A 13,239-nucleotide genomic window follows, 5' to 3' on the forward strand; every position below is an offset into this window, starting at 1 on the left:
GTCTCGAAACGGTGCGGGTATCCCGGGCTTCTGCCGACCAGCGGGCTGGGCGCGCGGGGCGAACGGAACCGGGGATCGCAATCCGGCTCTGGCATGCGGGACAAACGGCAGCCCTTCCCGCCTTCACGCCACCGGAAATCCTATCGAGCGACCTATCCGGTCTCGCGCTCGATCTTGCCCACTGGGGTGTTGCTGATCCAGGCCAGCTCCTTCTTATCGACATGCCGCCTGAGGCTGCCCTCAAGGAGGCCCGCCAACTGCTGATCGGGCTCGGAGCGCTCGACGAGAAACTGCAGTTGACCGATAAGGGGCGGCGGATGCGGGATTTCGGACTGCCGCCCCGGCTGTCTGCGATGGTACTGGGCGCGTCACAGCATGGCGACGCGAGGGCCGCAGCAGAGCTGGCGGTTCTCCTGACAGAACAAGGATTGGGCGGTGATGATCTCGACCTCGATGAGCGGCTGAGGCAATTTCGCCGGGATCGAGGCGAGCGAGCACGCAGCGCTCGCAACCTTGCACAACGGCTCTCGTCCGGCCTCAAGCAACGTGATGATGCCGAAGCAGCACCGATCTCTGCCGGGGCACTTCTGATGCATGCCTTCCCGGACCGGATCGCGCGCCAGCGAGGGGGCCGCGGCCGTTTCGTCATGGCCAATGGCCGGGGCGCAGAGATCCCCACATCCGAGCGTCTGGCAGGTGCCGAGCTGATTGTCATCGCCGATCTGACCGGCAAAGCGGCGCAAGGGCGGGTGATCGCGGCCGCTGAGACGTCTCGCGCCGATATCGAGAGCCTGCTCCCCAAGGCTATCACCACGTCAGAAGAAAGCGGCTTCGACACGGCGAGCCGCCAGGTACGCGCAAGACGGGTGACGCGACTGGGGGCAATCATCGTCGATGAAAAGCCACTTCCGAAGCCGAAGGGAGACGATGCCGCCAAAGCACTCGCTGAGGGGGTTCGCCTCATTGGTCTCGCCGCCCTGCCCTTTTCCAAATCAGCGGCCCAGTTGCGACAAAGACTTGGCTTTCTATACCGCAGCCTCGGCGAGCCATGGCCTGATACCAGCGATGAAGGGCTCAGCGCGAGACTGGATGAGTGGTTCGTGCCGTTCCAATCCGGCGTGACGAGCTTCCAGGAGATCAGTGCCGCCAGCCTGCATGACGGGCTGATGGCGCTGGTCCCCGGCGGATCACAGCGCGAGCTCGACCGGCTTGTCCCGACGCATTTCACTGCGCCAACCGGACAAGCCCATCCGATCCGATACGAGGGCGATGAGCCCGTGCTACAGATCAGGGTGCAGGAGCTCTTCGGGTTAAAGAGCCACCCCACGATCGGCGGCGGCAAATTTCCACTGCTTCTGGAGTTGACCTCGCCCGCCCATAGACCCATTCAAACGACACGGGATCTTCCGGGATTTTGGGCCGGATCGTGGAAGGATGTGCGCGCGGACATGCGAGGACGCTATCCAAAGCATCCCTGGCCAGAAGACCCTGCCGCAGCAGATCCGACGACACGAGCGAAACCCCGCGGAACCTGATGACGCGGCACGACAGGAAAAGTGATGACCATGGATCTGGCAGCCAAATTTGGCCCAAGCAGCCGTCGCCTGCGATTGGAAACGCTCGTGAAGCTCCGCTGGGTTGCCGTAGCAGGGCAATTGTCGACGATCCTCATCGTCGCACTCTGGTTCCAATTTCCGCTACCACTGATGACCTGCCTCGGGTTGATCGCGGCATTGGCGGCGGCCAACTCGCTGATGTCGGTGGCCTTCCCTCCCACCTATCGCCTGGAGCCGGCGGCGGCCTTCGCCGTGCTTGCCCTTGATCTCTTCCAGATGGGCGCCTTGCTCTTCATTACCGGCGGGCTCAACAATCCCTTTGCGCCGCTGATCTGTATTCCTGTCATCATCTCGTTTGCATCGCAGCCAAGCCGCCACTCGATCGCGCTGTTCGTAACAGCGCTCGCCTTCATCACGCTGCTGGCCTTCACCCCCTATCCCTTACCCTGGTTCGAGGGGCGTACACTGGAAGTGCACCCGCTTCTGCAGCTCGGCATGTGGAGCTCGATCGTGTCGATGACGGCCTTTGCGGCCTTTTATGCCTATCGCGTTTCGCAGGAAGCAACGCTTCTTGCAGACGCACTCACCGCGACCGAGCTCATCCTGCAAAGGGAGAAGCACTTGCATCAGCTGGATGGGCTTGCAGCCGCAGCAGCACATGAGCTCGGGACACCGTTGGCGACCATCAGCGTGGTGGCAAAGGAGATGGAGCGCGACCTCGGTCATGACGAGCGGTATCGCGAGGATGTGCAGCTGCTGCGCAGCCAAAGCGAGCGCTGCCGAGATATCCTGCGGCGGCTGACGTCGCTGGCGACCGAAGGCGAAGCGCATATGCGCGAGCTGCCGCTCTCCTCGATGATCGAGGAGGTGATCTCACCGCATCGTGAATTCGGAGTGAAGGTCGAGCTGATCGAACTCTCGGACAGGGCATTGGAGCCTGTTGGGACCCGTAATCCGGCCATTCTCTACGGATTGGGCAATCTCCTGGAGAATGCTGTCGATTATGCGCGTTCGACAGTGACCGTCAGTGTCGAGCACACGCCTGCCGAGGTGACGGTCACGATCGAAGACGACGGGGCCGGATTCTCGCCCGGGGTCTTGCAAAGAATTGGCGAGCCCTATGTTACCAGCAGGCAGAGCGATACACGCGCCGGTGGCCTTGGACTTGGATTGTTCATTGCAAAGACGCTGCTCGAACGGTCCGGTGCAAGTCTCCAGTTCGAAAACCGCAGTCCCGAAGGGTCCGGGGCACGCGTTGTAGTAACCTGGCCGCGCGATTACATGGAATTGGACACGTCGTTATGACTTTACCCACCCGGTCTTCACACGCATAAGGTCGTCAGCGGACTTGTCGGAACAGTTGCAGGAACAAGAAGATGGTAGATGTGACATCACAGGTGGCAAAATCCGCAGGCAGCATTCAGGCGGTCGCGCATGATCTCGGTCCGGATCCGTCGCTGCTGATCGTCGATGACGACGCACCGTTCCTGCGCCGCCTGGCACGTGCGATGGAGAGCCGTGGCTTTACTGTCGAGCTGGCCGGTTCCGTCGCTGAGGGTATTTCGAAAGCGAAAGAGGCTGCGCCCGCTTATGCCGTCGTCGATCTCAGGCTCGGTGATGGGACCGGGCTCGATGTCATCGAGGCAATACGGGAGCGCCGTTCCGACACACGGATCATCGTTCTCACAGGCTATGGCAACATTGCGACCGCAGTTACGGCCGTAAAGCTAGGTGCACTGGACTACCTGGCGAAGCCAGCAGACGCCGACGATGTCTATCTCGCACTCACCCAGCGTCCGGGGGAGAAAGCCGAGATACCGGAAAACCCCATGTCAGCCGACCGGATCCGCTGGGAGCACATTCAGCGTGTCTATGAGAGCTGTGAACGCAACGTCTCGGAAACAGCGCGCCGGCTGAACATGCACCGACGGACATTGCAGCGCATTCTCGCGAAACGCGCCCCGAAGTAATCACGAAGGCGATGGCTGCGCCGCCCATTCTGCGGCCATGAGCCTTTGCGCTGCGGCCCTTGAGAAGTCGAGGGTGACTGATTTGCGCGTGGCAGGCGGCAAACGATGCTCTGGGGCCTCCCTGACCAGGTGGCCTGCATAACCATCTGAGAGAAGAAGCCCACAGTCCTCTGGGAAAATCTCCAGGGGTACGCCGGCATGGGTGGCAAAAAACAACCGATCACAGTAGCGGCGATAATCAGGCCACTTCCGATCTACGCGAAAATCTTCGATCGACGACTTGATCTCGACGATCCAGATCTCCCCCTTCTCCGAGAGAGCCATGAGGTCGGCACGGCGTCCGTTGGAGAGCGTCAGCTCGGGCAGGATGGCAAAACGCATCTCTGCCAGAAGGATCTGGATGCCACGACGAATCATCATGGCGCGATCGGACTGACGCCCATCGATTAAGGGATTGTTTACCGCGATGGAGACTAAGGTCATGGATAATTCCGCTCTGCACGCGCTGGTCTGTTGCAAAAAAACCATGCGGAGTCATTTTGCACCGCGATAGACATCCGTCGGAAGTACAGCACTTGCACAGCCGTGATTAATTCAAAATAAACCATAATCAAAGATGGTCACAGGACCATCTCTCAGCCACCATTCACGAGCTTCCTCATGCGCTTCCGCAATATCCTGACCGCGCTTGGCCTGGTTATGTCCCTAGGCCTCGCAGGCTGCACGACGACGACCGGAGACAAGACCGACGTCGCCGAGACCACCAAGGTGCAGATCTTCAGCGACTCCTATGGTGCCATGACCGACGCGGGTTATGCCCTGCCGGCAATTCCGATTCAGAAGATCGACAAGAAGTTTCATCGACAAATTGTCGATTATGAGACCAGGGAAAAGCCGGGCACGATCGTCGTGAACACGCGCGAGCGGTTCCTCTACTACGTGCTGCCGCGCGGCAAGGCCGTTCGTTACGGGATCGGCGTCGGCAAGCAGGGCTTTGCCTGGGAAGGTGAAGCCTATATCGCCTGGAAGCAGGCATGGCCGACCTGGCATCCGCCGAAGGAAATGGCGGAGCGCAAGCCTGAGGTCGCCAAATATGTCGAGAAGGGTATGGATCCGGGTCTTCGTAACCCGCTTGGTGCGCGCGCCATGTATCTCTTCAATGAAAAGGGCCAGGACACGTTGTTCCGCCTGCATGGCACGCCGGAATGGGCATCCATCGGCACCGCTGCGTCTTCGGGCTGCATCCGCCTGATGAACCAGGACGTGATCGATCTCTATAATCGGGTCAAGCCGGGCCGGAACGCCAAGGTCGTGGTTCAGCAGTAAGTTTCCGAGACAGGAATTGCAGAAAGACCCCCCGGAGTGATCCGGCGGGTCTTTTCATTTGATGCACCATTTTCCGTGGAATCAGGCGGCGGCTTTTGCCTTGAGCTCGATGCGACGACGATGCAGGACCGGTTCCGTGTAGCCGTTCGGTTGCTCCCTGCCTTTGAGGACCAGATCGAGAGCTGCCTGGAAAGCGACTGAGCCGTCGTAATCCTTCGCCATCGGCACGTACACCGGGTCACCGGCATTCTGCGCATCAACGACAACCGCCATGCGCTTCAGCGTCTCGACGACCTGTTCTTCCGTCACCACGCCGTGGTGGAGCCAGTTTGCCATGTGCTGGGCGGAAATGCGCAGGGTCGCGCGATCCTCCATCAGACCGACATTGTTGATATCCGGCACCTTGGAGCAACCGACGCCCTGGTCGATCCAGCGCACGACATAACCGAGAATGCCCTGGGCATTGTTGTCGAGCTCGCGCTGGATCTCTTCCGGGGTCCAGTTCGGCCGAGTTGCGACCGGGACGGACAGGATGTCGGCGAGCTTGGCACGCGGACGTGACTTCAAGCCGTTCTGAACGTCTGCAACGTTCACGCTGTGGTAGTGCGTGGCATGCAGCGTCGCTGCAGTCGGCGACGGAACCCAGGCGGTATTGGCGCCGGCCTTCGGATGGGCGATCTTCTGCTCCAACATGGCGGCCATCAGGTCAGGCATGGCCCACATGCCCTTGCCGATCTGGGCATGACCCGACAAACCGCATTCGAGGCCAATATCGACGTTCCAGTTCTCGTAGGCCGAAATCCAGGCCGCCTGCTTCATGTCGCCCTTGCGGATCATCGGGCCGGCTTCCATCGAGGTGTGGATCTCGTCGCCGGTGCGATCGAGGAAGCCTGTATTGATGAAGACGACGCGCTGGCGGGCCGCACGGATGCATTCCTTGAGGTTGACCGTGGTACGGCGCTCCTCGTCCATGATGCCCATCTTAATGGTGTTCGGCGCCATTCCGACCAGCTCTTCGACGCGCGAGAAGATCTCGCAGGCGAAAGCGACCTCTTCCGGGCCATGCATCTTGGGCTTCACGACATACATGGAGCCGGCGCGGGAATTCTTGCGGCGACCGTTCGGGCCGATGTCATGCAGGGCGATCAGAGCGGTGATCGCCGCATCCATGATGCCTTCCGGCACCTCGTGGCCCTCCTTGTCGGTGATCGCAGGGTTGGTCATCAAGTGACCGACATTGCGGACCAGCATCAGCGAACGGCCCGGCAAGGTGACAGCCTTGCCGTCGGCGCCCGTCAAGGTGACGTCTTCGTTCAACGCACGGGTGAAGGTCTTGCCGCCCTTGGAGACTTCCTCCGTCAGGTCGCCCTTCATCAGGCCGAGCCAGTTGGAATAGACGGTGACCTTGTCTTCCGCATCGACGGCGGCGACCGAATCCTCGCAGTCCATGATGGTGGTCAGCGCAGATTCGAGCCTGCAGTCGTTGATGCCGGCCGGGTCCGCCTTGCCGATGACGCCGGTCTTGTCAACGAGGATTTCGACATGCAGGCCGTTCTTGCTGAGGAACAGGCTGGAAGGCGCCATAGCGTCGCCTCGGTAGCCGGCAAATTGGGCGGGATCGGCAAGGCCCGTCATGCCGCCATCCTCAAGGCGGACAGAGAGCGCGCCGTTCTCAACCGAGAGGCTGGCAACCTTGTCCCAGCCGCCGGCGGCAAGCGGCGCAGAGCGGTCCAGGAAGCTTCGCACCCAGGCGATCACCTTGGCGCCGCGAACGGGATTGTAGCCCTTGCCCTTCTCCGCACCATCAAATTCGGAAATCGCGTCCGTGCCGTAGAGCGCATCATAAAGTGAACCCCAGCGGGCATTGGCAGCATTCAGCGCATAGCGGGCGTTCATCACGGGGACGACGAGCTGCGGACCGGCCAGAGTCGAGATTTCCGGATCGACATTGGCGGTCTCGATCTTGAAGGCGGGGCCTTCGGGCAGAAGGTAACCGATCTCGCGCAGGAAGCCTTCATATGCGGCCAGATCCGATGGCGCACCGTTCTTGCGATACCATGCGTCGATCTCGGCCTGCAGCGCATCGCGCTTGGCGAGCAAGACGCGGTTCTTCGGCGCCAGATCGTGGATGATCTTCGAGAAACCGGCGAAGAATGCTTCGGCCTCGACCTGCGTCCCCGGGATCGCCTGGTCCACGACGAAGTTGTAGAGACGCCGGTCGATCGAAAGCCCATGGGTTTGAACTGAAGTCATGACGTCACTCCTCGCATTGATGTCGTTGTTGGTGACAGCATCGCCAAAACCTATTACTAGTCAATCTTGCATAAATTAGAAATATTCTTTCCAAAATGGAAAGTCACTGACGTGCCGTTCTCGGGCGGCCGCTGGCCGTCGCCGTGATCCGGGCTTCCACCAGCTTGCGTCTGCCCTCGATCTCGGGGGCATCGAGCTCTTCCTTCACGATCAGGACAACATCGACAGCGCCGCTCGCTTCGGCTCTTGCGCGTGCCAGTTCGGCTGCCCGCGACCTGGCCCGCTCCAGAGCATGTGCTTCGTCCGTCAGCCGCTCGCTGTCGCCGGCCCCCGTTAGGATAAACAGTCCCTCCTCCGGCGATCCGACTGTGACCGAAACGCTGCTGCGCACCTGTCCGACGACGGCGCCCACGGCGTTGGCGACATCGGCATCTGCGGGCACAGCGACATCGGATGCCAGCATTTCGGCAATCGCCGGGTAATAGACGCCCGCAGAGGCACCGAGCCCAATCAAAGGCCGGTCAAGCGAGAGATTGAAACGCGCGATCCCCGACTGGCGCTTGAGGGCGCGGTCGATCAGTACCGACTTCGCAGGTTCGATGTCGGCAAGGCCATCTTCGGCAAGCGCTGCGGACAGAATGACCTCGGCCGACTGGCGTGTCAGACGATCAACGATCAGTTGGGCAAGCTGCTCAGGTGAAGACGCGATGGGCTGGCCGGAACCATCCTTCTGACGCATGGCCAAGGCCATGCCGAGCTCGGCCGCCCTTCGATCCCATTGGCCCTGGCGATCCAGGACATGCATCGCATCAGATGGGGTCAGACCGCAGATATGGACAAGGCCGCGAGCGACAAGACGGTCGAGTGTCGCCTTCTGCTGGGTGAAGCTGATCAGCTGGTCGAGCGGCAGTGGCACCGTGCCGATCTTCTGAAAGAGGGCGGCCTCCTGTGGCTGCAGACCGGCGGCAAGGTGATCCGGCACCCCGGTTCGGACGGCAAAGCGCCCGTCATGGCGACCGAGATGCGGCGCACGCAGCTGGCGCTCGAGTACATCGGTAATCGCCGTTCCGTGCAGGGTGGCTGCAAGGCTCAAGGGAACGAGACGGCGCGGGCCGAGTTCGATCTTGGCTGCAAGCCCGCGATCGTCGAAGCGGACTTCCGAATCACCACCGAGACCGAAGGTGCGCATCGCGACCGCTTCCACCATGGTGCGATAACCACCGACCACGGCGCCATCCTGATCGAGGCGCGGCTGGCCAGCCTCCATGACGGCGACGTCCGTCGTCGTGCCGCCGATATCGGACACGACGGCATCATCGAGGCCCGTCAGGTGGCGCGCGCCAACGAGACTCGCAGCCGGGCCGGACAGGATGGTTTCGATCGGCCGCAAGCGAGCCTCCGCAGCAGAGATCAGCGCGCCATCGCCGCGCACGACCATCAGCGGGGCCTGGATGCCGCGCTCCACGAGATAGCGTTCGGCGGAGCCGATCAGGCGGTCGATCATGGCGACCAATCGGGCGTTGAGAAGCGTGGTCAGCGCGCGGCGTGGCCCACCGAGCTTGGAGGAAAGCTCATGACTGCAGGTGACGGGCAGGCCGGAATGTCGGCGAATGATATCGCGCGCTCGTTGCTCATGGGCCGGATTGCGCACGGCGAAATAGCCGGCAATCGCGAAGGAAGAGACATTGGCCGAAAGCTCGGGCAGTGCCGCCTCCAGCGCCACCTGGTCGAAAGGTGTCTCATTGCCATGGACATCGTGTCCCCCGGCGATGAAGAGGACGGGATCGTTGCCAAGAGCGTCGGCCAGGCCATCGCGCTTGAGGTCTTCGGGACCGAAACCGATCATGATCAGGCCAGCGCGACCGCCCTGCCCTTCCACCAGCGCGTTGGTCGCAAGCGTTGTCGACAGAGAGACAAGGCCGATCGCCGAGGGATCGATTGCCGATTCGGACAGGACACTTTCGAGCGCGCCGGAGATACCGATCGACAGGTCGTGGCGGGTGGTAAGCGACTTCGCCTTGGCGACGATCCCATGCGTTTCGCTGTAGATCACGGCGTCCGTATAGGTGCCGCCGGTATCGATGCCCAGCATGTAATCGGATGTCACGCAGTCTTCCCCATGATGCCCGCCAGTATGGCGCCGCATCCCTTATGGCACAGGCCCTGGTCCGATTTCCAGCGAAGGAGCGGCAGGATCACGCCGCTTTACGGCTTGCGCGGGGTGACACGCATCGGAAGCCCGCCCGCCGGCTGGGTGGTGAGCTTCTGCACCGGCCAGGGTTTCGTCTGCGGTGTCGTTTCGAACCGATACTTCTGCATCAGAACGGCAAGGGCAATCACCGCTTCCTGCAGGGCAAAGGTCGCGCCGATGCAGACGCGCGGACCAGCGCCGAAGGGCAGATACTGGAAGCGACCGATCTTTTCACGCTCGCCGGGCAAGAAGCGTGAGGGATCGAATATCCGCGGCTTGTCCCAGTAGAGCTCATGGCGATGCAGCGTCCATGGCATGACCAGGACGGTCGTACCCTTGGCGATTTCCACAACCTCGCCGTTCGGGGCCGTGTAGCGGTCATCGGCGATCGCATCGCGGTTGATCGAGGGGGCCGGAGGATAGAGCCGCATGGCTTCCTCGAAGGCGGCGCGCACATGCGGCATGCGGTCCAGCCATTCGACGGGATCGGCGCCCGAGGCGATCACCTCGTCGATCTCTCGCTCCATGGAATCGCGGACATCGGGACAATGCGCCACGCAATAGAGCGTCCAGGCCAGCGCCCGGGCCGTGGTCTCGTGACCGGCGCCGATGAAGGTGAGGATATTGTCCTCGATTTCCTCCGAGGTCAGGCCTTCCGGTCCCTCGAGTTCCAACAGGAGGGTGAGGAAATCATCAGGCGCCTTTTCCCGCTCAGCCTGAATGATGGCTCGGCGGTGGTCCATCGTCCGGCGCACGAGTTCGCGAAACTTGCGCAGTACGCCAAGACCGCGAATGCGGGTCAGGCGGGGGATCCATTTTGGCGCGCGCAGCAGATCAAGTGGATCGATGCGGCCCATGCTGTGCAAGAGGTCATCAACATCCCTGGCGAAGTCACCCTGCTCGGAGATGATGCCCCCGGAGAACAGGGTTTCGGAGAGGATCGCATAGGTGAGCTCCGTCATGTCGACGGCGACATCGCGAACCGTGCCTTCGGCGCCCGCTTCATATCGTTCGAGGAAAAGCTCGCTCTGCTCGCGCATCTGGCGGGCGAATCCGCGGGCATGGCGTGGGGTGAACACCGGCGCCATCGCCTTGCGCGAGCGCTTCCAGACGGGACCTTCGGCTGTCAGCAACCCATCGCGCAGGATCGGCCTGAGCACGAGCTGTCGGATCTCCGACATCTCGTAATTCGCAGCATTGTCGACCAGCACGTGGCGGATCAGGCCGGGATCATTGGCGATGATGGTGGTCTGGCCGAAGAAACGCGTGACAATCCAGGGCCAGGTATAAGAGGGCTGTCCCCAGAGTTCGAGGGGATTGCGCAGGACTGTGCGGATGATTTCAAGCCGGCTCGGCGGGACGGTGCGCGGCACCGGGGCCGGCGGCTCAAAGGTCGATCTTCGCAGACTGGCGTCCATGTCATGCTCCCTCGGGAGCGCAGACGCCCCCATCAAGAGTTAGAGCAGGGACTCCAACTCTTCCAGCCGATCATTGATCAACCAGCCGTAGTAGTTCTCTTCCGGCCAATTCGCCGCACCGCTGGCACGCCTGGTTGCCAGAGCACGTGCGCGCTGCTGGGAATTGCCGATGTTGAAAAGCGTGGCCGTCAAACCGGGATTGCCGGAAATGTCGACATCGGCAATCTCCTTGTAGTCATCGATCGACTTGCGGATCACGGCCGCCATGAAGGCGAGCGAGATATCCGGATCCATGATTGCCTTGTAGACACCGGCCGCATCATTTTCGTCGAGCTTGGGATAGCCGGACTTTTCATGCACGAGGTCGGACAGCATCAGGGCGGTCAGCGGGTTGATCTGCCCAAGGCCGAAGGTCTGTCCGGCATAGAAGGGCTGAAAGAACACGGCGCTGAAACGGTTGTCGGGATAGGATGTGCCACCGACCGTCTGACCACGGAAACGATCCTGCCAGACATCTTCACGGCAGGACCACAGGCGGTAGGAGTCCTGATAGCCACTGCAGTCCGCGAATTCCGGTCGGCCGACAAAATCTGAGATGCTTTCGTCCTTGTAGCCGAAGCGGAAGCTGTTCCCGGCATAGGACGCAGCCTTCACATAGTAACTCTGGAGGCTGTCATAGGCATCGACGTTGTAGGTGTGCTCGCCAACGATCGCCCCGACCATGTGAATGGGTGCGATCCCATAGGCCGATGAGGTTTTCTTGATCTTGGCGATCAGCGAGGAATCATTTCGCAAGAGATCGCGAACTTTCTCGTATTTCAGGTCGAAGGTGGTCCGCCCCGCTTTCGTGCGTCGCACCGACGCACCTGGGATCGCCGGTTGTTCGGCATTGCGGTTGCCGGGCGGCACCTTGTCCGCAGCGACGCCTGCTGCCGGATAAAGACCCGCCAGCCCCAATGCGACGATGATGATCCTGGTAATGTTCAGCACGATTTCCGGCCCCTGGACATATGTCCCGCACGAACTGGCGACGCAGGGCCACCGTCATCCGACAGGCGCATTCCTTACATAAGGGCTGCCTGTATTGTCGATACGGGTCACTTTCACTTTCCCGATACGGCGACGGTGAAAGTGACCCTTAGATGCACAAAGATCACAGGATGTAACGGCTCAAGTCGGTGTTTGTCGCCAGATCTCCGACATGTTGCTGCACATAGGCAGAATCGATCATCACGGCCGAACCACCTCGATCCGGCGCGTGGAAGGAAATCTCGTCCAGCACCCGCTCCATGACCGTCTGCAGGCGACGGGCGCCGATATTCTCGACCGTCTCGTTCAACCGAACGGCAACGTCGGCCAGCGCATCGATGGCATCCTCGGTGAAATCAAGATTGAGTTCTTCGGTCGCCATCAGCGCCTTGTACTGGCGGATGAGGCTTGCTTCGGTCTCCGTCAGGATGCGGCGGAAGTCTTCCTTGGTGAGCGGCTTGAGCTCGACCCGGATCGGCAGACGGCCCTGGAGTTCCGGCAGCAGGTCCGAAGGCTTGGAGACATGGAATGCGCCGGAAGCAATGAAGAGGATATGATCCGTCTTTACCGGGCCGTACTTGGTGGAAACCGTCGTACCTTCGACCAGCGGCAGCAGGTCGCGCTGCACGCCTTCGCGGGAAACACCGGCACCCATGGCGCCCTCTCGGGCGGCGATCTTGTCGATCTCGTCGAGGAAGACGATGCCATCGTTCTCGACGGACCGCAGCGCTTCGCGCTGGATGACTTCATTGTCGATCAGCTTGTCCGACTCGTCACGGATCAGGTCGTTGTAGGATGCCTTGACCGTCGTCCTGACCTTCTTGGTGCGGCTGCCCATGGCCTTGCCGAACATTTCGGACAGGTTGAGGATGCCGATGTTGGCGCCGGGCATGCCGGGGACTTCGAAACCGGGCATGCCGGAGCCGCTGTCTGAGACTTCGATGTCGATTTCCTTGTCATCGAGCTCACCGTTGCGCAGCTTCTTGCGGAAGCTGTCACGGGTGGCGGGCGATGCCGTGGCGCCGACCAGGGCGTCGAGCACACGCTCTTCGGCGAGCGCATGGGCCTTGGCCTGGACTTCCAGACGCTTCTTCTCCCGAACAAGGCCAATGCCGATCTCGACCAGATCGCGGATGATCTGCTCGACGTCACGGCCGACATAGCCGACTTCGGTGAACTTGGTCGCCTCGACCTTGATGAAGGGCGCACCGGCGAGCTTGGCAAGGCGGCGGGAGATTTCCGTCTTGCCGACGCCGGTCGGTCCGATCATCAGGATGTTCTTCGGCATGACCTCGTCGCGCAGGTCTTCCGAGAGCTGCTGGCGGCGCCAGCGATTGCGCAGCGCGATGGCAACCGCGCGCTTCGCCTCATGCTGGCCGATAATGTGACGGTCGAGCTCGGAAACGATCTCGCGCGGAGAAAAATTGGTCATTCAGTCTGCTCCTCACGATGCTGCGGGGCCGCGCATCGTCGCTTGCGGTGGGACGTTTTCGGCA

General features: G+C 61.4%; 10 protein-coding genes (1 of these 10 running past the window's edge). 4 read left to right on the forward strand and 6 right to left on the reverse strand.

The features are described 5' to 3' along the window. From hrpB to AC1PUL_RS18495, 3 genes are all read left to right on the forward strand, one after another. A protein-coding gene (gene hrpB / locus AC1PUL_RS18485) for an ATP-dependent helicase HrpB (RefSeq protein ID WP_480465519.1) crosses the window boundary here: on the forward strand, positions 1-1,535 show its 3' portion. 934 nt of this gene lie to the left of the window's left edge; only the last 1,535 of its 2,469 coding nucleotides appear in the window; its start codon lies beyond the left edge, outside the window; the stop codon is at positions 1,533-1,535. 24 nt (positions 1,536-1,559) lie between these two features. After that, entirely contained in the window at positions 1,560-2,861 is a 1,302-nt protein-coding gene (locus AC1PUL_RS18490) for an ActS/PrrB/RegB family redox-sensitive histidine kinase (RefSeq protein WP_480465520.1), read from the forward strand. A gap of 71 nt (positions 2,862-2,932) precedes the next feature. Then, positions 2,933-3,526, forward strand: coding sequence for an ActR/PrrA/RegA family redox response regulator transcription factor (locus tag AC1PUL_RS18495; protein WP_480465521.1), 594 nt, complete (start codon positions 2,933-2,935; stop codon positions 3,524-3,526). Here AC1PUL_RS18495 and AC1PUL_RS18500 read toward each other — a convergent pair whose 3' ends face one another. After that, a complete protein-coding gene (locus tag AC1PUL_RS18500) occupies positions 3,527-4,009 on the reverse strand; it encodes an MmcB family DNA repair protein (RefSeq protein ID WP_480468628.1) in 483 nt (160 codons plus the stop codon). A gap of 177 nt (positions 4,010-4,186) precedes the next feature. Here AC1PUL_RS18500 and AC1PUL_RS18505 point away from each other — a divergent pair, with 177 nt between their 5' ends. Further along, positions 4,187-4,852 (forward strand): L,D-transpeptidase, encoded by a 666-nt coding sequence (locus AC1PUL_RS18505; protein WP_480465522.1) that lies wholly within the window; start codon positions 4,187-4,189, stop codon positions 4,850-4,852. Between the two features lie 81 nt (positions 4,853-4,933). On the opposite strand, the gene AC1PUL_RS18510 is transcribed toward AC1PUL_RS18505, so the two are convergent. The 5 genes from AC1PUL_RS18510 to hslU form a co-directional block, all read right to left on the reverse strand. Beyond that, a complete protein-coding gene (locus AC1PUL_RS18510) occupies positions 4,934-7,105 on the reverse strand; it encodes a malate synthase G (RefSeq protein ID WP_480465523.1) in 2,172 nt (723 codons plus the stop codon). 103 nt (positions 7,106-7,208) lie between these two features. Then, entirely contained in the window at positions 7,209-9,212 is a 2,004-nt protein-coding gene (locus AC1PUL_RS18515) for a hydantoinase/oxoprolinase N-terminal domain-containing protein (protein ID WP_480465524.1), read from the reverse strand. A 98-nt stretch (positions 9,213-9,310) separates the two neighbouring features. Next, complete coding sequence (locus AC1PUL_RS18520) at positions 9,311-10,714, reverse strand: cytochrome P450 (protein WP_480465525.1); 1,404 nt, start codon at positions 10,712-10,714, stop codon at positions 9,311-9,313. A gap of 39 nt (positions 10,715-10,753) precedes the next feature. Further along, on the reverse strand, positions 10,754-11,683 hold the full coding sequence (locus tag AC1PUL_RS18525; protein WP_480468629.1) for a DUF1402 family protein: 930 nt from the start codon (positions 11,681-11,683) through the stop codon (positions 10,754-10,756). Positions 11,684-11,867: 184 nt separating this feature from the next. Continuing rightward, positions 11,868-13,175: an ATP-dependent protease ATPase subunit HslU gene (gene hslU, locus AC1PUL_RS18530; RefSeq protein WP_480465526.1), complete on the reverse strand. Its 1,308-nt coding sequence runs from the start codon at positions 13,173-13,175 to the stop codon at positions 11,868-11,870. Between the last annotated feature and the right edge of the window lie 64 nt (positions 13,176-13,239).

It is taken from the genome of Rhizobium sp. P43 (genome assembly GCF_056730705.1).